Genomic DNA, 17,142 nt, shown 5'->3' on the forward strand with positions numbered 1-17,142 from the left:
GTGGGGGCAGGTGTGAGGGGGGTCGGAGCGGGCCCTCTACGGTCGACTATCCCGATTCGTATGTGACCTGGGTCCTGTGGGGCGCCTCACCGCCGAGGGCCCGGAATCTCACCCTCCGCCACTGTTCGTACCCTTTTCGAGGGCAGGCTCGCGGCCGGTGACGGCCCCCGAGTCGAAGGAGACGGGTGCGTCGAAGGCGGCTTTGCGCGTCGCCCGCCGCAGCGCCTTCAGCAGCGTGGCCCCCAGCGTGAGCGTCAGGACGACGGTCAGCGCCGCCCGGCCCAGGTCCCAGCCCACCGAGGTCGCCAGGCAGTACGCGACGAAGCGCGCCAGGTTCGCGGCGACCGGCTCCCCCGGGTGGAAGGAGATGCCCTGCCCCATGCCCTGCAGGATCACCCACCCCTGCAGATTCATGACCGTGCCGTACGCGAACGAGCCCAGGAAGCCGTACGCCGCCAGCATCAGCAGCTCCGCCCGGCCGCGTAGCTTCTCCGGGCCCGGCAGCAGCCCGGCCCCCAGCGAGAACCAGCCCATGGCCAGCATCTGGAACGGCATCCACGGCCCGACCCCGCCCGTCAGCAGGGCGGAGGCGAACATCGTCACCGAGCCCAGGACGAAACCGAAGCCGGGACCGAGGACGCGGCCGCTGAGCACCATCAGGAAGAACATGGGCTCCAGTCCGGCCGTGCCCGCGCCCAGCGGTCTCAGCGCAGCCCCGACCGCGGCGAGCACCCCGAGCATCGCCACCGCCTTGGCGTCCATGCCGTTGTCGGCGATGGTCGCGACGACCACGGCCACGAGGAGGGGCAGGAGCGCGGCGAAGAGCCAGGGGGCGTCCTGGGAGTGGGCGAGGCCCGACTGCCGGTCGGCGAGGAGCGGCCAGCCGAAGGCCGCGATGCCGATGAGGGTGACGAGGACCAGGGCGGCGGCGGCCCGGGGGCCGATACGGACGGGGCGGGCAGGGCGATTGGGGCGGGTGGAACGGGCTGGGCGGGTCACTGAGACTCCGCCCCGTCGAGGGCCGCGGCGACCTGGCCCACCGTGAGCCAGTGCCCCGGGGCCAGGATCTTCGCCACCTGCGGCGCGAAGGCGGGCGAGGAGACGACGACCTCGGCGGTCGGGCCGTCCGCGACGACCTCACCGCCGGCCAGGATCACCACGCGGTGGGCCAGCTCGGCGGCGAGCTCCACGTCGTGCGTGGCGAGGACGATGGCGTGGCCGTCGGCGGCCAGGCCGCGGAGGATCTCGATCAGCCGGACCTTGGCGGCGTAGTCCAGGCCGCGGGTGGGCTCGTCGAGGAGCAGCAGGGCCGGGCGGCCGGTGAGGACCAGCGCCAGGGCCAGGGCCAGGCGCTGGCCCTCCGAGAGGTCCCGGGGGTGGATGTCGTCGGGGACGTCCGGAAGCAGCGCGGAGACCAGGGCGCGGCAGGTGCCGGGGGCCGCGGCGGCCTCGGAGTCGGCGGCGGTGCACTCGGCGGCGACGGTGTCGGCGTAGAGGAGGTCGCGGGGCTCCTGCGGGACGAGGCCGACGCGGCGCACCATCTCGGGCGGGGGCGTGCGGTGGGGGGTGCGGCCGCCGACGGTCACCTCGCCGGTGGTGGGGGCGAGCGTGCCGACGAGGGTGGCGAGGAGGGTGGACTTGCCGGCGCCGTTGCGGCCCATGAGGGCGATGGTCTCGCCGGGCGCCACGGTGAGGTCGATGTCGCGGAGCACGTCCTTGCGGTTGCGGCGTAGGCCGAGGTTGCGGACCTGGGCCGGGCCCCCTGTCGGGGTGGGGGCGGGGGTCGGGCCTGGCGCGCCCCGGCGCAGCAGCCGCGCAAGCAGCCCGGCCGCGCTGCTGCTGGGGCTCCGCCCCAGACCCCGCTCCTCAAACGCCGGAGGGGCTGGATGGTGCGGCGAGGCTGGGTGGTGGGGCGAGGTTGGACGGTGCAGTGCTGGAGTCGGGCGGTGCTGTTCGGCCAGGGGGCTGGGGTGCGCGGGGCGCATATCCAGCCTCGCCGGCGTTTGAGGCGCGGGGTCCGGGGCGGAGCCCTGGGAGACGGCGGGAGCGCTGGGCTCGGGCAGAGCGGACGCGGGGTGTGCTGCGGCCCCGGCGGGAGCCGACAGGCGGGTCAGGAGGGGCGGGGCCAGGCGGCGGGCGTCGCGGATCGAGAGGGGGAGCGGGGACCAGCCCGCGAGGCGGCCCAGGGAGACCACCGGCGGGTGGACCGGGGAGACGGCCATGATCTCCGCCGGGGGCCCCAGGACGGGCGCCGCCCCGGGGGACGGCAGGAGCAGCACCTGGTCGGCGTACTGGACCACCCGCTCCAGCCGGTGCTCCGCCATCAGCACGGTGGTGCCGAGGTCGTGGACCAGGCGCTGGAGGACCGCCAGGACCTCCTCCGCCGCCGCCGGGTCGAGGGCCGAAGTGGGTTCGTCCAGGACGAGGACCCTCGGGTGCGGGGTCAGGACCGAGCCGATCGCGACCCGCTGCTGCTGGCCGCCGGAGAGCGTGGCGATGGGCCGGTCGCGGAGTTCGTTCAGGCCGAGGAGGTCCAGGGTCTCCTCCACCCGGCGGCGCATCACCGCAGGTGGCAGGCCCAGGGACTCCATTCCGTAGGCGAGCTCGTCCTCCACCACGTCCGTGACGAAGTGCGCGAGCGGATCCTGGCCGACCGTGCCCACCACGTCCGCGAGCTCGCGCGGCTTGTGCGTGCGCGTGTCCCGGCCCGCGACCGTGACCCGGCCCCGGAGCGTGCCCCCGGTGAAATGCGGGACGAGCCCCGAGACGGCCCCGAGCAGGGTGGACTTGCCGACCCCCGACGGGCCGACCAGCAGGGTCAGCTCGCCTTCCGGGATCACCAGGTCGACGCCCTGGAGGGAGGGCCCGGCCGCGCCCTCGTAGGTGACCGACACCTGCTCGAAGCGGATCACAGCGACGCCTCCTTGGGCGGTACGGGTGCCACGAACGCGGGCAGCAGGCCGATCAGGATCGCCGCCGCCGGCCACAGCGGCAGCGTGGGCGCCACCAGCGGGACCACGCCCGGGTGCAGCGCGGCGGGGTCGACGGTGCCCGCGCGGATGAGGAGCACGGCGACGGCCGCGCCCGAACCGGCCACCAGCCAGGCGCGCGGCCCCCAGCGGTCGGGCCGGTAGCGGGTCCGCACCGACCGGCGCCCGCCGAGGTGCAGGCCCGCGAGGGCCAGGATCGCGCCGATGCCGAGCACGGGGAGCCCGTACGCGGCGCCCTGCGCGGCCAGCAGCCCGTACGTGCCGGCGCAGATGCCGAGGAGGCCGCCGAGGGTGAGGACGTTGGTGGTGTGCCGGACGGCCGGAGGGACCCTCGCCGTGCGGCCGTAGCCGCGCGCGTCCATCGACGCGGCGATGGCGACGGAACGCTCCAGGGCGCCCTCCAGGACCGGCAGGCCGATCTGGAGGATGGCCTTCACCCCGCCGGTGGGGCGGCCGCGCAGCCGGCGGGCGGTCCGCAGCCGGACCACGTCGGCGACCATGTTCGGCGCGAAGGTCATGGCGACGACGACGGCGACCCCGGCCTCGTACAGGGCGGCCGGCAGGGACTTCAGCAGCCGCGCCGGGTTCGCGAGGGCGTTCGCGGCGCCCACGCAGACGAGGAGGGCGGCCAGCTTCGCGCCGTCGTAGAAGGCGAAGACGAGCTGCTCGGCGGTGACCTTCCCGCCGAACCGGATGCCCTGCGCCCAGGCGGGCAGCGGGATCTCCGGGAGCGTGAAGAGGGTGTGCGCGCCGGGGACGGGGGAGCCGAGGAGCATGGAGAAGAGCAGGCGCAGGCCGATGACGACGAGGCCGAGCTTGAGGAAGGCCCCGTAGGAACGCGCCCAGGGGGCGTCCGTGCGGCGGGCCGCCACCACGTACCCGGCGACGCCGACGATCAGTCCGAGGAGCAGCGGGTTGGTGGTGCGGGAGGCGGCGGTGGCGAGCCCGAGGGCCCAGAGCCACCAGGCCCCGGCGTGCAGGGCGGTGGCCCGGCCGGCGAGCGGGGCCTGCCATCTTTTCTTGTACGTCGACCAGCGCGGCGGACCCTGCGCCGCGGGCAGGCTCCGCCGGGCCGGGGTCACGTCGTCACGTGCGGCTCCGGTGGGGGTGCGCCTGACCTGCGGTCGGCCCGCGTACCCACCCGCACCAACCGTGCGGTTCGCACTCCGGCTGCGGATGGCCTCGGGGCCGGTGGGTGCCTGAGTGCCGTCGGCAGCCGTCGCCGCCCGCCCACCGCCGCCCGGCAGAACCGCACCGAGTCCGGCCGACGACCCGGCTGCGCCCGCCGCGCACGGGCGCGGCGCGCGCTGTGGGGCCAGGCCGGTCTTGCGAGGCTCGACCGGGTCGGCCGGGCCTGCCGCGCCCGCCTCGGCTTCGCCCGGCGTGCCCGGCTGGGCCGCAGCGGCTGCGCCCGGCAGGTCCGGCTCGGCCCGGTCCGGCGGCGTCGGGTTCGTCATCGGGTGCGGCGGCGGGACTGCCAGATGCCGGCTGCGGCGAGGGCGGCCACGGCGGCGATGCCCGCCAGGAGGCCCGCCGACGGGCCGCCGTCGTCCGGGGCCCCGGCGGCGGGTGCCGCCGACGCGCCCGGCGCCGGGGTGTCCGCCATCGGTTCGCCGCAGCCCTGCCTCGGGTAGCCCGAGATCGCGCACAGCAGGGCCGCGCTGTTGTAGCGCAGCGGCTTCGCGACCGCCGCCAGCGCCTCGGCCGCCGTGGCCTCCGGGGGGACCTGGGCGCAGGCCGTGCGCGGGGCTTCCTGGGGCGGGGCCTCGCCCGCCGGGGCGTCCGCGGGGACGCCGAAGTCGATGACGAGCGCCACCCGCTTGCGGCCCTCCGCCGGTGCGGTGGCCCCGCAGACGGCCTCGAAGTCGGCCGCGGCGCGCGGCCGGGCCGCCTCGGCCGCCGCGTCCTTGCTCACCGAGAAGCGGAAGCCCTGGACGGAGCCGTCCGCCGGGCGGGCCATCGAGGGGCCCTGTGTGGCGTACGACCACTGGCCGCCGCCCGAGCCGTCCCAGAACGACCAGTAGCGGTAGCCCGCCGCCATCGCGGGAGCGGCGGCCAGCACGGCCAGGACGATCCCGAGGGAGAGAACCAGGGCGAGAGCGGGACGGCGGCGGCGCATCAGAGCTGGTTCTTCTTCCGGCGGCCGCTCAGCAGGATGCCGATGCCGACGCCGGCCGCGCCGCCCGCGCCGATGATCCACCAGAGGTTCTGGCCGCCGGAGGACTCGTCCTTCCCGTTCTCCACGGCCGTCGCGTCCGTGTCCGCGCCCTGCGGGGCGGGGCCCGTCGCGTTCAGTGCGGCGACGAGGTCGGTGCCGCCGAAGGACTTCGGGTCGGTGCCCGTGGCGTGCGCGGCGAGGATCAGGGTGCCGAGGGCGGCCGGCTTGCCCTTGGACCACTCGGCGGAGTTGGCCTTGAGCCACTCCAGCGCGCCCGCCGCCGACTGCTTGTGCCCGGCCGCGGCCAGGGCGATCACCGCGTCGGCGGTGTTGCCGGTGTCCGGGGTCGGCTGGTCGGAGCCCGGGGTCACGGCCGTCAGGTGGCCGTCCTTCTTGAGGGCCTCGGCCAGGTAGCCGGCCGCGCCCTGGGCCGCTGCCGCCGGGTCGGCGGTGCCCGCCGGCGGGCAGGTCAGCGGCGCGGCGGGGGTGTCCGTACCGGACGGGACGACGGCCGAGCCCTTGCCGAGGCCGGCCAGTGCGGCCGCGGCCGTGGCGTCGCCGTTCGCGAGCAGCTTGCCGCCGACCGGCTGGAACGCGAAGGCGCCCCGGTCGGTGGCCGGCTCGGCGGCGCAGCCCAGCTGGAAGGAGAGCAGCGCGTCGTAGGGGGTCTTGCCCGCCTTCGACTTGGTCTCGGCGGGCTTCTCGCCGGCCGCGGTCAGGGCGCTGATCACGAGGGCGGTCGAGTTGGCGTCGGTGCCGCCGTCCATGGCGCCGCCGGGGTTGGAGCTCCAGCCGCCGTCCTCGTTCTGTACGGACTTCAGCCAGGCGACGGCCTTCTTGACGCTCTCACCGTGGCCGCCGACCGCGGTCAGGGCCTGTACGGCGGCGGCCGTCGCGTTGGAGTCGATGTACGCGGTCGCGTCGCAGTCCTTGGCGGTGTCCGCGCGGAAGGCGGGGAAGGAGCCGTTCGCGCACTGCTGGCCGGCCAGCCAGTGCACGGCCTGCGCGGCGGGCTTGACGCCCACGGTGTCCTGGGCGAGCAGCGCGAAGGACTGCCGCCACACGCCGTCGTACATGGGGTCCTCCTTGCCGTAGAGCCCGGAGGGGATGACCGGGGGTGCGGAGGGAGAGGCGGGCGGCGCGGTGTCGGCGAGGGCTGCGGGGGCGACACCCACGCAGAGCACGGCGGAGGCGGCGAGCGCGGCTGCGCTGCGACGGACGTTCATGGGGGAGGGTGCCTCTCCTGCTGGGGAACCGGAGGCGGGCACGCACTGGCACCGGGCTCCGGCTCCGTTTACCTCGACGGTGCCGGCCGCCGGAGGATCCGGCGGCGCGAGCCGCGCACTTCCGGTACGGGGCATTCCGGCTCCCCGTCCGGTCGGTGCCGGAGTGGGTCACGGTTGCGGGTCAGCGCCGGATTCGCACCGGCTTCCCCCCGTACGGAAGTGTGGACGACGGCTTCACTCTACCGGCCCGTAGCCTGCCGGCTCCGGGGCGCCGGGGGCTCCGGCCCTTACCTGCCGCGCCCCGGCCCCTCACCTGCCGCGCCGCGTCCTCACACGGCCCGGTACGTCACCGGGTCGGTGCCCGGGACGGCCTCCGCGCGGCCCTGCTTGACCAGGCGCCGCAGGTGGGCTTCCGCTTCCGAGACGGCGATGTTGCGGGAGCCGTACGGGATCTGCTCCCAGGGCCGGTTCCACTCCATGCGCTCCGCCAGCGCCCACGGGGTCAGCGGTTCGGCGAGCAGGGTCCACAGCCCGGACAGCCGTTCCTCGTGGTGGTCCAGCAGTTCCCGTACGCGGGCGGGTGCGTCGGTGAAGGCGTGCTGGTGGGCCGGGAGCACCTCGGCGGGCGCCAGCCGGCCGATGCGTTCGAGGGAGTCGAGGTAGTCGCCGAGGGGGTCGGTGACCCGGGTGTCCTCCGGGGCCTCGTACAGGCCGATGTGCGGGGAGATCCCGGGCAGCAGGTGGTCCCCGGAGAAGAGGCGGCCGTTGCCGGGCAGGTTCGCCGGATGGGCCTCCTCCAGGTGCAGGCAGACGTGGCCGGGGGTGTGGCCGGGGGTCCAGATCGCGCGCAGCCGGCGCCCGGCGAGGGGGAGGAGTTCGGCGGGGACGATCTCCCGGTCGGGGACGGCGGCGCGCAGCCCGGGCAGGGTCCGCATGCGGCCGCTCGCGCGGGCGGCACGCAGCGGGGCGATGTGCTCCTCGGGGGCTCCTGCGGCGGCGAGTTTCGCGCTCATGTAGTCGAACCAGACGCCGGGCTCGGAGGCGCGGGTGCGGACGACGACCTCGGTGTCGGCGGCGTGCATGGCGATCCAGGCGCCGGACGCCTCGCGGACCCGGCCGGAGAGCCCGTGGTGGTCGGGGTGGTGGTGGGTGATGACCACGCCGTGGACGTCGGCGACGGCGATGCCGAGTGCGGCGAGGCCGGCGACGAGGGTGTCCCAGGACTCGGGGTCGTCCCAGCCGGTGTCGACGAGGACCGGGCCGCGGTCGGTGTCGAGGACGTGGACGAGGGTGTGCCCGAGGGGGTTGTCGGGGATGGGCACCTTGATTCCCCACACGCCTCCGCCGTGATCGGTGACCTGTGACGTGTCCTCCGGCATGAGCCCTCCGCCCGTCGCCGCCCTCTGACGAGAACGTGTTTCAGTAGTAGCCCAAGTCGACCACTTTCACGCCCTTCTGACTAGTCGTTGGATCTTCTCTGCTGTTCCGTCCTGGCCGTGGACTCCTCGAACTAGAACTGGTATCAGTTCTGGAACGCCAAGCCGCAGGAGGCCTCAGCCATGACCGAGCTCGTGGAACACGGACAACTGTTCATCGGCGGGGAGTGGACGGATCCGCTGGGCACCGACACGATCCGGATCGTCTCCCCCCACACCGAGCAGGTCATCGGCTCCGTCCCGCACGCCTCGAAGAGGGACGTGGACCGTGCCGTCGCCGCCGCGCGCAAGGCGTTCGACGAGGGGCCCTGGCCGCGGATGACGCTCGACGAGCGCATCGCCGTCGTCACCCGGATCAAGGACGCCATCGCCGTCCGGCACGAGGAGATAGCCCGCTCGATCAGCTCCCAGAACGGGTCCCCGTACTCCTGGAGCGTCCTCGCCCAGGCGCTCGGCCCGATGATGGTCTACGACGCCGCGATCACCGTCGCGCGCGCCTACCCGTACGAGGAGCACCGCCAGGGCGTGCTCGGGCCGATCCTGGTGCGCCGGGAGCCGGTGGGCGTGGTCGCCGCCGTCATCCCGTGGAACGTCCCGCAGTTCGTGGCGGCGGCCAAGCTGGCCCCCGCCCTGCTGACCGGCTCGACCGTGATCCTCAAGCCGTCCCCCGAGGCGCCGCTGGACTCCTACATCCTGGCCGACATCGCGCGGGAGGCCGGACTCCCCGAGGGCGTGCTGTCGATCCTGCCCGCCGACCGCGAGGTCAGCGAGTACCTGGTCGGCCACCCCGGCATCGACAAGGTCGCCTTCACCGGCTCGGTCGCCGCGGGCAAGCGCGTGATGGAGGTCGCCGCGCGCAACCTGACCCGCGTCACCCTCGAACTCGGCGGCAAGTCCGCCGCCGTGATCCTCCCCGACGCGGACCTCGACACGGCCGTCGCCGGGATCGTGCCCGCGGCCTGGATGAACAACGGCCAGGCGTGCGTGGCCCAGACCCGGATCCTCGCCCCGCGCAGCCGGTACGAGGAGGTGGCCGAGGCCCTCGCGGCGGCGGCCGGTGCGCTGGTCGTCGGCGACCCGCTCGACCCGGCGACGCAGCTCGGCCCGCTCGTGGCCCAGCGGCAGCAGCAGCGCTCCCTGGACTACATCCGGATCGGCCAGGAGGAGGGCGCGAAGGTCCTGTCGGGCGGCGGCCGTCCGGCGGGCCTGGACCGCGGCTGGTACGTGGAGCCCACCCTCTTCGGGGACGTGGACAACTCCATGCGGATCGCGCGCGAGGAGATCTTCGGTCCGGTCGTCTGCCTGATCCCGTACGGGGACGAGGCGGAGGCGGTACGGGTGGCCAACGACTCGGAGTTCGGCCTGAGCGGCAGCGTCTGGACCGGCGACGTCGAGCACGGCATCGACTTCGGGCGGCGGATCCGCACCGGAACCTTCAACGTCAACACCTTCAGCCTGGACATGCTCGGCCCGTTCGGCGGCTACAAGAACAGCGGTGTGGGCCGCGAGTTCGGCCCGGAGGGGCTGAGCGAGTACCTGGAGCACAAGATGATCCACCTCCCGGCAGGCTACGAGGCGGGTGCCTGATGGGTGACCGCTGGCAGGTCGAGGTGGACCGGGGGGTCTGCATCGGCTCGGGCATGTGCGTGAACCACGCCCCGGACGGCTTCGTCCTGGACTCGGCGCGCCAGTCCCACCCCCGCACCGCGCAGTCGGACGCGAACGAACCGATCCTCACGGCGGCGGAGGGCTGCCCGGTGGAGGCCATCCTGATCACCCTGGCCGCCACGGGCGAACCCGTCTTCCCGCCGGAGGAGTAGGGGGAGCAGAAGGTGTCACGTCGTCGAAGTGGCGCTGCCGGGCGCCACTTCGACGACGCGGAACCCTTGCCGGAGCCGGTGGTTCCGGCCCCGATCGACATCGCCCGGGGGCGTCGTTGACTGGAAACGAGCGCCAGTAAGGCAATCGATCAGAAAGGTCGCGGCCATGAAATGCCGCCGTCCGAATCTGGTTGCCCGGCCGCTCCTCGTGGCCTTTGCCTCACAAGCCCTCCGTCGCGTACTCCTGTCCCGGTGTCCGTCGCGCGGCCTACTTCGCCCTTTCTGCGGCGCTCCGCTCGACGCAGAACTCGTTCCCCTCGGGGTCGGCGAGGGTCACCCAGCCGCTCCCGTCGGCCCGCCGGTGGTCGCCGACGAGGGTGGCGCCCAGGGCGAGGACGCGTTCGACCTCCTCGTCGCGCGTCCGGTCCTGCGGCTGGAGGTCCACGTGCATCCGGTTCTTCACGGTCTTGGCATCCGGAACCGTCACGAAGAGCAGGTTCGAGCCGGGCGCACTGACCGATGCCTCGGGGTCCCCGGGGAAGTCGTCGTCGGCGAGCGAGCCGTCCAGGACGGCGGCCCAGAACTGCCCGAGGCGGTAGGCGTCGGAGCAGTCGATGGTGAGGTGTCGCACGAGAGAAGCCATGCGGCGGACTATCGATCACGCGTCCGGCCGCTGTCCACCGAAAAAGGCAGGGACGGGCCGGGCGCGGCCCAGCGGCTGCTTCAGGCCTTTTCCGGGGCCGTCAGGTCGATCAGACGGCACACCGTCTCGATGTCGATCTTGACCTGGGCGATCGAGGCGCGGCCTGAAAGCCACGTGATCAGCGCCGAGTGCCAGGTGTGCTCGATGACCCGGACCGCCGAGAGCTGCTCCGCGGTCGGCGGGCCCTCCAGGCCCATCGCGTCCAGGATGATCGCCGTGGTCAGCCGGGACACCGTGTCCACCTCGGGGCTCACGCTCCGGTCGGCGAAGGTCAGCGCCCGCACCATCGCGTCCGCGAGCTGCGGCTCCCGCTGCAGCGCGCGGAAGGCCCGCATCAGGGTCTCCGCGACCCGGGCCGCCGGGTCGTCCCCGGCCGGCGGGCGCTTGCGCAGCGTGGTGTGCATGTGCTGGAGCTGGTCCTGCATGGTGGCGACCAGCAGGTGCACCTTGGACGGGAAGTAGCGGTAGAGCGTGCCCAGCGCCACGCCGGCCGCCTCCGCGACCTCGCGCATCTGGACGGCGTCGAAACCGCCCCGGCTGGCCAACTGCGCGCTGGCGTGCAGGATCCGGCGGCGGCGGGCCTCCTGGCGCTCCGTCAGGGGAGGCGACGCCGGTGTGGTGACGGCCTTCACTTCCGCTGTCATGTGTCCCGTTCCGTGTCGTTGCGCGGGCTGATTCCGGGCTGGTCCGCAGTCAGCATGGCAGGCGCCGCAGTCGTGGCGCGAATCACCTGCTCCGCCTCTTACGGTGTAGTTTCCGGCCGGTAGATTCAATGCTCTTCGACGGATCAAGTCTGAAACTTGTTCTACATTATCCGAGCGGTTACGCTCCGGCGAAAGTTGCAGGGAGAAGGGGGCCGAGAGTGACCGCTGAGGCCATGGTGACGAGCCCTTTCGCGGGTTCCGCCACCGACGGCGACCGCCCGCTGCGCATCGCACTCCTCACCTATAAGGGGAACCCGTTCTGCGGCGGCCAGGGCGTCTACGTCCGCCACCTCTCGCGCGAGCTCGTACAGCTGGGGCACTCCGTCGAAGTCATCGGCGCGCAGCCCTACCCGGTGCTCGACACGGGCGCCTCGCTCACCGAGCTCCCGAGCCTGGACCTGTACCGCAGCCCCGACCCCTTCCGCACGCCCAAGCGCGAGGAGTACCGGGACTGGATCGACGCCGTCGAGGTGGCCACCATGTGGACCGGCGGCTTCCCCGAGCCGCTGACCTTCTCGCTGCGCGCCCGCCGCCACCTGGCCGCGCGCGCGGGGGACTTCGACGTCATCCACGACAACCAGACCCTCGGCTACGGCCTCCTCGGCGACCTCGGCGCCCCGCTGGTCACGACGATCCACCACCCCATCACCGTCGACCGCAAGCTCGACCTCGACGCCGCGCAGGGCCGCGTGAAGCGGGCCTCCGTACGCCGCTGGTACGCCTTCACCCGCATGCAGGGCCGCGTGGCCCGCAGGCTCCCGTCCGTCCTCACCGTCTCCGGATCCTCCCAGCAGGAGATCGCCCAGCACCTGGGCGTCCGGGACGAGCGCATCCACGTCGTGCACATCGGCGCCGACACCGACCTGTGGTCGCCGGACGCCTCCGTCGCCGAGGTCCCCGGCCGCATCGTCACCACCTCCAGCGCCGACGTCCCCCTCAAGGGGCTCGTCTACCTCGTCGAAGCCCTCGCGAAGCTGCGCACCGAGCAGCCCGAGGCCCACCTCGTCGTCGTCGGCAAGCGCGCCGAGCAGGGGCCGGTCGCCCGCGCCATCGAGACGTACGGGCTCCAGGACGCCGTCCGCTTCGTCAAGGGCATCACCGACGCCGAACTCGTCGACCTCGTCCGCAGCGCCCAGATCGCCTGCGTCCCCTCCCTCTACGAGGGCTTCTCGCTCCCGGCGGCCGAGGCCATGGCCACCGGCACCCCGCTCGTCGCCACCACCGGCGGTGCGATCCCCGAGGTCGCCGGACCCGATGGGGAGACCTGCCTCGCGGTGCCACCGGGCGACGCGGGCGCACTGGCCGCCGCGCTGGGCCGGATGCTGGGCGACCCGCAGCTGCGGGCCCGCCTCGGCGCCGCCGGGCGCGAACGGGTCCTGACCCGCTTCACCTGGGCCAAGGCCGCCGAAGGCACCGTCGCGCACTACCGCGCCGCCATCGAGCAGGCCGCCCGTACCCGCCGCACGCGGTGACCTGCCGCGCCCGGTGACCCTCCGCCTCATCCACACCCCCGCCCCACACCCCCGCGACCGCGAAGGCAGGACCCCGTGCTGACCGTCGATTTCTCCCGGTTCCCGCTCGCCGCAGGCGACCGCGTACTCGATCTGGGCTGCGGCGCAGGCCGGCACGCCTTCGAGTGCTACCGGAGAGGCGCCCAGGTGGTCGCCGTCGACCGCAACGGCGAGGAGATCCGCGAGGTCGCCAAGTGGTTCGCCGCCATGAAGGAGGCCGGCGAGGCCCCGGCCGGGGCCACCGCCACCGCCATGGAGGGCGACGCCCTCGCCCTGCCCTTCCCCGACGACTCCTTCGACGTCGTGATCATCTCCGAGGTCATGGAGCACATCCACGACGACAAGGGCGTGCTCGCCGAGATGGTGCGCGTCCTCAAGCCCGGCGGGCGCATCGCCATAACCGTCCCGCGCTACGGCCCCGAGAAGATCTGCTGGGCGCTCTCCGACGCCTACCACGAGGTCGAGGGCGGCCACATCCGCATCTACAAGGCGGACGAGCTGCTCGGCAAGATGCGGGCCGCGGGCCTCAAGCCGTACGGCACGCACCACGCGCACGGGCTGCACTCCCCGTACTGGTGGCTCAAGTGCGCCTTCGGCGTCGACAACGACAAGGCGCTGCCCGTCAAGGCGTACCACAAGCTCCTGGTCTGGGACATCATGAAGAAGCCGCTGGCCACCCGGCTCGCCGAGCAGGCCCTGAACCCGCTCATCGGCAAGAGCTTCGTGGCGTACGCGACCAAGCCCCACCTCCCCGTCGGCGCGACCCAGTGAGCTCGCCCGGGCGCACCGAACACCTGGTCCTGGACGGCGTACTGACCGCCGAGGAGGCCGCCGCGACGGTGGCGGGCATCCTCGCCGCCCAGCGCGCGGACGGGGCCATCCCGTGGTTCCGCGGACACCACCTCGACCCGTGGGACCACACCGAGGCCGCGATGGCGCTGGACGCGGCCGGTGAGCACGAGGCCGCCGAGCGGGCGTACGCGTGGCTGGCGCGGCACCAGAACCAGGACGGATCCTGGTACGCGGCCTACGCCGACCGGCCCGACGGCGTGGACACCGCCGAGCCGCAGGACCCGAGCCGCGAGAGCAACTTCACCGCCTACATAGCCGTCGGCGTCTGGCACCACTACCTGTCCACCGGCGACGACACCTTCCTCGACCGGATGTGGCCGGCCGTCTACGCGGCCGTGGAGTGCGTCCTGACGCTCCAGCAGCCGGGCGGCGAGATCGGCTGGAAGCGGGAGGCCGACGGCACCGCCGTCACCGACGCCCTCCTCACCGGCTCCTCCTCCATCCACCAGGCCCTGCGCTGCGCCCTGGCCATCGCCGAGCACCGCGAGGAGCCGCAGCCCGACTGGGAGCTCGCCGCGGGCGCCCTGCGGCACGCGATCCGGCGCCACCCCGAGCGGTTCCTCGACAAGAACCACTACTCGATGGACTGGTACTACCCGGTCCTCGGCGGCGCCCTGACCGGCGACGAGGCCAGGGCCCGCATCGAGGAGCGCTGGGACGAGTTCGTGGTCCCGGACCTCGGCGTGCGCTGCGTCCTGCCCAACCCGTGGGTGACGGGCGGCGAGTCCTGCGAGCTGGCGCTCGCGCTGTGGGCGACGGGGGAGTCCGACCGGGCCCTGGAGATCCTGCGCTCGATCACCCACCTGCGCGCCGACAACGGCATGTACTGGACGGGCTACGTCTTCCAGGACGAGGCCGTCTGGCCCGTGGAGCAGACCACCTGGACGGCAGGGTCGCTGCTGCTCGCCGTGGCGGCGCTGGGCGGGGACGAGGCCACCACCGAGGTGTTCGGCGGGACCTCCCTCCCGGCCGGACTGGAGCCGGACTGCTGCGGCTGAGCCGGGGCCGGCGTCAGCGCCGGTAGAGCCGGCCGGCGACGGTGTGGCCGACGAGGAGGTAGACCACGGCGGCCACGCCGTAGCCGAAGACGACCTGGACCCATTCCTTGCTGAAGGTGAACAGGTCGTAGGACCAGCCGGCCAGCCAGCTCGCGGTGTCGTGGACGAACTCCACGAGCTCGTTGCCGCGGTTGGCGTCCAGCAGGTACATCAGGATCCACAGGGCGATGACGAAGGCCAGTACGTCCGCCACCAGTGCGACGGCCCGGCCGGCCTGACTGCTTCCGCGTGCGCTTGCTCGGGTGTGTGTGGGCATGTTCCGCGTGTTGCCGCGCCGGCGGACGGCAAACCCGAACGGGTCCCGCGAGTGGCGGGCCCGGGGGACCGGGGTGAGGCTGCGGGGGACACCTCAGTCCCCGGAGGAAACCGTGTCCGTACCCACGACCGTCCGATTCCGACGCGCCGTCACGGCGGTGGTCCTGTCCACCGCGCTGATGGTCGGCGCCACCGCCTGCGGCAGCGACGGCGCCGGCAGCCGGCAGGAGGAGCTCTCGGCCGCCTCCATGGGGGAGCTGGCCGCGCTGTCGGCCGCGGAGCCGTCCGCCGTCGAGGCCGACGAGCTGGCCGCAGCGGCGGAGCCCTCGCCCACCACGAGCGCCGAGAAGCAGAAGTTCGCCAAGACGCGCTTCGTCGCCAACGCCGGGCTCGCGGCCGGGGCGACGTACCAGTGGATCATCAAGCCGTACCGCGCGGGCAAGTTCAAGAAGGGCGCGAAGGGCCGTACGTTCGCGCTCATCAAGGCGGGACTCGCGGGTGCGTTCGCGTACAACCGGCTGAAGGCGGCGGCCGACAACGCCAAGGGCGACCCGCTGCTGTCGAAGGCGATGGCGCCGCTGACGGCGGGCATCGCGTCCCTCAAGGGCCTCGGCAGCAAACTGCGCAAGGGCGAGGCCGGTGACGCCGACATCAACTCCTTCGACGACGTCATCAACGGCGTCAAGGAGGCGGGCAAGAGCGCGGGCGCCGAGGTCGTCGACAAGGTGCCCAGCACGTCCCAGCTGAGCGGCGGCTGAGCCCGCACGCCCGGCCCGGCGGCCGGTTCCGGCCTGTTTCAATGGGCGGATGATCGAGTACGTGTTCCTCGCCGCCGGGGCCGCCGGGGCCGCGTGGCTGTTGCGGCGCAAGCACCTCGCGCGGACCGCCACCGCCCCCGTGCCCGGGATCCCCGGGATGGCCCGCCGGCCCGCCGGCGAAGGGCGCTGGCGGGCCGGGCGGGTGTACGCCGACGGGGGCGCGGCCCGCTGGGTCCCGGAGCGCGGTGAGCCCGTACCGCTGCCCGGCGGGCGCGCCACCGGCGTGCGGGTCCCCTCCATCAAGGAGGGCATCGTCATCAACCCCGGCTCGCGGATCGTCACCTGCACCTACGAGGACGGCGGGACCATCGAGATCGCCGTCATGCCACTCGACCTGCGCGAACTGCTGGAGGCCGTCCCGCAGGCGGACGGCCCGGACCGGACCTAGCCGGCCCGGCGCCTGAAGCCGGAGAGGGTTCACCCCTGTTCGTCCCTCACCTCCAACGCTTGTTGCGCCAGGCCGACGAACGTGAGGTAGGTGCCGCGGAAAGTACTAGCCGTTGAGCTCCGCCAGGACGCGCAGGGTGTGCGGGTCCGGGGCCGTTACGAGGAGGTCGGTGACCGGGCCCTTGCGCCACAGTTCCAGGCGTTCGGCGATCCGCTCGCGCGGGCCGATCAGGGAGATCTCGTCGGCGAAGGCGTCCGGGACGGCCAGGACGGCCTCCTCCTTGCGGCCGGCGAGGAACAGGTCCTGGATGCGGCGGGCCTCCTCCTCGTAGCCCATCCGGGCCATCAGGTCGGCGTGGAAGTTGCGGGCCGCGTGGCCCATGCCGCCGATGTAGAAGCCGAGCATCGCCTTGACCGGGAGCAGCCCCTCCGCGACGTCGTCGCAGACCTTCGCGCGGGCCATCGGCGCGATCATGAAGCCCTCGGGGAGGTCGGTGAGGGAGGCCCGGTAGACGTCGGTGCGGGTCGGCGACCAGTACAGGGGCAGCCAGCCGTCCGCGATCCGCGTGGTCTGGGCGATGTTCTTCGGTCCCTCGGCGCCCAGCAGGAGCGGCAGGTCGGCGCGGAGCGGGTGGGTGATGGGTTTCAGGGGCTTGCCGATGCCGGTGCCGTCCCCGCCGCGGTACGGATGGCTGTGGAAGCGGCCGTCCAGTGCGACCGGGCCCTCGCGGCGCAGCACCTGGCGGATGACGTCGACGTACTCGCGGGTCGCGGTGAGCGGTGAGGAGGGGAAGGGGCGGCCGTACCAGCCCTCGACCACCTGCGGGCCGGACAGGCCGAGGCCCAGCATCATCCGGCCGCCGGAGAGGTGGTCCAGGGTGAGGGCGTGCATGGCGGTGGCGGTCGGGGTGCGGGCGGCCATCTGCGCGATGGCCGTGCCGAGCCGGATCCGCGAGGTGTGCGCGGCGATCCAGGTCAGCGGGGTGAAGGCGTCCGAGCCCCAGGCCTCGGCGGTCCACACCGAGTCGTAGCCGAGGCGCTCGGCCTCGGTGGCGAGGTCGAGGTGGGCGGGCTGGGGGCCTCGGCCCCAGTAGCCGAGTGCGAGTCCGAGGCGCATGTACGTCCCTCCGCGGTGCCGACAGCCGTATCCGTATCTGACGATGCGTCAGGTGACTGTAGGGCAACGGCCCCCCGCCCGGAAGGGCGGGGGGCCGTCGTGTGCGC

The 17,142-nt window shown here is 73.7% G+C and carries 17 protein-coding genes and 1 riboswitch; of the genes, 7 read left to right on the plus strand and 10 right to left on the minus strand.

Going from position 1 to position 17,142, the window contains the following annotated elements; genetic code table 11:
• Nucleotides 1-108: 108 nt before the first annotated feature.
• From ACIPYQ_RS02895 to ACIPYQ_RS02920, 6 genes are all read right to left on the minus strand, one after another.
• Nucleotides 109-999, minus strand: coding sequence for an ECF transporter S component (locus tag ACIPYQ_RS02895; protein WP_401245519.1), 891 nt, complete (start codon nucleotides 997-999; stop codon nucleotides 109-111).
• Nucleotides 996-2,912, minus strand: coding sequence for an ABC transporter ATP-binding protein (locus tag ACIPYQ_RS02900; RefSeq protein WP_401245521.1), 1,917 nt, complete (start codon nucleotides 2,910-2,912; stop codon nucleotides 996-998). The genes ACIPYQ_RS02895 and ACIPYQ_RS02900 overlap by 4 nt, the downstream gene beginning before the upstream one ends.
• Nucleotides 2,909-4,051: an energy-coupling factor transporter transmembrane component T gene (locus tag ACIPYQ_RS02905; RefSeq protein ID WP_401246098.1), complete on the minus strand. Its 1,143-nt coding sequence runs from the start codon at nucleotides 4,049-4,051 to the stop codon at nucleotides 2,909-2,911. The genes ACIPYQ_RS02900 and ACIPYQ_RS02905 overlap by 4 nt, the downstream gene beginning before the upstream one ends.
• 392 nt (nucleotides 4,052-4,443) lie before the next feature.
• Nucleotides 4,444-5,109, minus strand: coding sequence for an SCO2322 family protein (locus ACIPYQ_RS02910; RefSeq protein ID WP_401245523.1), 666 nt, complete (start codon nucleotides 5,107-5,109; stop codon nucleotides 4,444-4,446).
• Nucleotides 5,109-6,374: a prenyltransferase/squalene oxidase repeat-containing protein gene (locus ACIPYQ_RS02915; RefSeq protein WP_401245525.1), complete on the minus strand. Its 1,266-nt coding sequence runs from the start codon at nucleotides 6,372-6,374 to the stop codon at nucleotides 5,109-5,111. Before ACIPYQ_RS02915 ends, ACIPYQ_RS02910 begins: the two co-directional genes overlap by 1 nt.
• Nucleotides 6,375-6,503: 129 nt before the next feature.
• Nucleotides 6,504-6,583: riboswitch (cobalamin riboswitch) on the minus strand.
• Nucleotides 6,584-6,703: 120 nt separating this feature from the next.
• Nucleotides 6,704-7,753, minus strand: a complete 1,050-nt coding sequence (locus tag ACIPYQ_RS02920) for an MBL fold metallo-hydrolase (protein ID WP_361769809.1) — start codon at nucleotides 7,751-7,753, stop codon at nucleotides 6,704-6,706.
• Nucleotides 7,754-7,933: 180 nt separating this feature from the next.
• On the opposite strand from ACIPYQ_RS02920, the gene ACIPYQ_RS02925 reads away from it, so the two are divergent.
• Together ACIPYQ_RS02925 and ACIPYQ_RS02930 are read left to right on the plus strand one after the other, a co-directional pair.
• Nucleotides 7,934-9,397: an aldehyde dehydrogenase gene (locus tag ACIPYQ_RS02925; protein ID WP_362234227.1), complete on the plus strand. Its 1,464-nt coding sequence runs from the start codon at nucleotides 7,934-7,936 to the stop codon at nucleotides 9,395-9,397.
• A complete protein-coding gene (locus tag ACIPYQ_RS02930; RefSeq protein ID WP_319723360.1) occupies nucleotides 9,397-9,630 on the plus strand; it encodes a ferredoxin in 234 nt (77 codons plus the stop codon). Before ACIPYQ_RS02925 ends, ACIPYQ_RS02930 begins: the two co-directional genes overlap by 1 nt.
• A 268-nt stretch (nucleotides 9,631-9,898) precedes the next feature.
• Here ACIPYQ_RS02930 and ACIPYQ_RS02935 read toward each other — a convergent pair whose 3' ends face one another.
• Together ACIPYQ_RS02935 and ACIPYQ_RS02940 are read right to left on the minus strand one after the other, a co-directional pair.
• On the minus strand, nucleotides 9,899-10,273 hold the full coding sequence (locus ACIPYQ_RS02935; protein ID WP_401245528.1) for a VOC family protein: 375 nt from the start codon (nucleotides 10,271-10,273) through the stop codon (nucleotides 9,899-9,901).
• A gap of 80 nt (nucleotides 10,274-10,353) precedes the next feature.
• Nucleotides 10,354-10,977 carry a TetR family transcriptional regulator gene (locus tag ACIPYQ_RS02940; RefSeq protein ID WP_030722921.1) on the minus strand — a complete coding sequence of 208 codons (624 nt, stop codon included), beginning with the start codon at nucleotides 10,975-10,977 and terminating at the stop codon, nucleotides 10,354-10,356.
• Between the two features lie 218 nt (nucleotides 10,978-11,195).
• Here ACIPYQ_RS02940 and ACIPYQ_RS02945 point away from each other — a divergent pair, with 218 nt between their 5' ends.
• The 3 genes from ACIPYQ_RS02945 (at nucleotide 11,196) to ACIPYQ_RS02955 (ending at nucleotide 14,398) form a co-directional block, all read left to right on the plus strand.
• On the plus strand, nucleotides 11,196-12,509 hold the full coding sequence (locus ACIPYQ_RS02945) for a glycosyltransferase family 4 protein (protein WP_401245530.1): 1,314 nt from the start codon (nucleotides 11,196-11,198) through the stop codon (nucleotides 12,507-12,509).
• Nucleotides 12,510-12,584: 75 nt separating this feature from the next.
• Complete coding sequence (locus tag ACIPYQ_RS02950; RefSeq protein WP_030722916.1) at nucleotides 12,585-13,319, plus strand: class I SAM-dependent methyltransferase; 735 nt, start codon at nucleotides 12,585-12,587, stop codon at nucleotides 13,317-13,319.
• Entirely contained in the window at nucleotides 13,316-14,398 is a 1,083-nt protein-coding gene (locus tag ACIPYQ_RS02955) for a prenyltransferase (protein ID WP_401245532.1), read from the plus strand. Before ACIPYQ_RS02950 ends, ACIPYQ_RS02955 begins: the two co-directional genes overlap by 4 nt.
• A gap of 13 nt (nucleotides 14,399-14,411) precedes the next feature.
• Here the strand turns inward: ACIPYQ_RS02955 and ACIPYQ_RS02960 are convergent, their stop codons facing one another.
• Nucleotides 14,412-14,714, minus strand: a complete 303-nt coding sequence (locus ACIPYQ_RS02960; protein WP_361769819.1) for a hypothetical protein — start codon at nucleotides 14,712-14,714, stop codon at nucleotides 14,412-14,414.
• A gap of 178 nt (nucleotides 14,715-14,892) precedes the next feature.
• Between ACIPYQ_RS02960 and ACIPYQ_RS02965 the strand changes: the two genes are divergently transcribed.
• Nucleotides 14,893-15,471: a hypothetical protein gene (locus ACIPYQ_RS02965; RefSeq protein ID WP_361769829.1), complete on the plus strand. Its 579-nt coding sequence runs from the start codon at nucleotides 14,893-14,895 to the stop codon at nucleotides 15,469-15,471.
• Between the two features lie 49 nt (nucleotides 15,472-15,520).
• On the plus strand, nucleotides 15,521-15,919 hold the full coding sequence (locus ACIPYQ_RS02970; RefSeq protein ID WP_401245534.1) for a hypothetical protein: 399 nt from the start codon (nucleotides 15,521-15,523) through the stop codon (nucleotides 15,917-15,919).
• 105 nt (nucleotides 15,920-16,024) lie between these two features.
• Here the strand turns inward: ACIPYQ_RS02970 and ACIPYQ_RS02975 are convergent, their stop codons facing one another.
• Complete coding sequence (locus tag ACIPYQ_RS02975; protein ID WP_401245536.1) at nucleotides 16,025-17,035, minus strand: LLM class F420-dependent oxidoreductase; 1,011 nt, start codon at nucleotides 17,033-17,035, stop codon at nucleotides 16,025-16,027.
• Nucleotides 17,036-17,142 lie beyond the last annotated feature (107 nt).

This window comes from Streptomyces sp. NPDC090045 (assembly GCF_044747975.1).
Lineage (GTDB): Bacteria > Actinomycetota > Actinomycetes > Streptomycetales > Streptomycetaceae > Streptomyces.

Coding starts and splice junctions, on each gene's coding strand:
- ACIPYQ_RS02965 (WP_361769829.1), top strand. CDS start 14,893: ATGGTCGGCGCCACCGCCTGCGGCAGCGACGGCGCCGGCAGCCGGCAG.
- ACIPYQ_RS02935 (WP_401245528.1), bottom strand. CDS start 10,273: ATGGCTTCTCTCGTGCGACACCTCACCATCGACTGCTCCGACGCCTAC.
- ACIPYQ_RS02915 (WP_401245525.1), bottom strand. CDS start 6,374: ATGAACGTCCGTCGCAGCGCAGCCGCGCTCGCCGCCTCCGCCGTGCTC.
- ACIPYQ_RS02920 (WP_361769809.1), bottom strand. CDS start 7,753: ATGCCGGAGGACACGTCACAGGTCACCGATCACGGCGGAGGCGTGTGG.
- ACIPYQ_RS02975 (WP_401245536.1), bottom strand. CDS start 17,035: ATGCGCCTCGGACTCGCACTCGGCTACTGGGGCCGAGGCCCCCAGCCC.
- ACIPYQ_RS02925 (WP_362234227.1), top strand. CDS start 7,934: ATGACCGAGCTCGTGGAACACGGACAACTGTTCATCGGCGGGGAGTGG.
- ACIPYQ_RS02910 (WP_401245523.1), bottom strand. CDS start 5,109: ATGCGCCGCCGCCGTCCCGCTCTCGCCCTGGTTCTCTCCCTCGGGATC.
- ACIPYQ_RS02930 (WP_319723360.1), top strand. CDS start 9,397: ATGGGTGACCGCTGGCAGGTCGAGGTGGACCGGGGGGTCTGCATCGGC.
- ACIPYQ_RS02940 (WP_030722921.1), bottom strand. CDS start 10,977: ATGACAGCGGAAGTGAAGGCCGTCACCACACCGGCGTCGCCTCCCCTG.
- ACIPYQ_RS02970 (WP_401245534.1), top strand. CDS start 15,521: ATGATCGAGTACGTGTTCCTCGCCGCCGGGGCCGCCGGGGCCGCGTGG.
- ACIPYQ_RS02960 (WP_361769819.1), bottom strand. CDS start 14,714: ATGCCCACACACACCCGAGCAAGCGCACGCGGAAGCAGTCAGGCCGGC.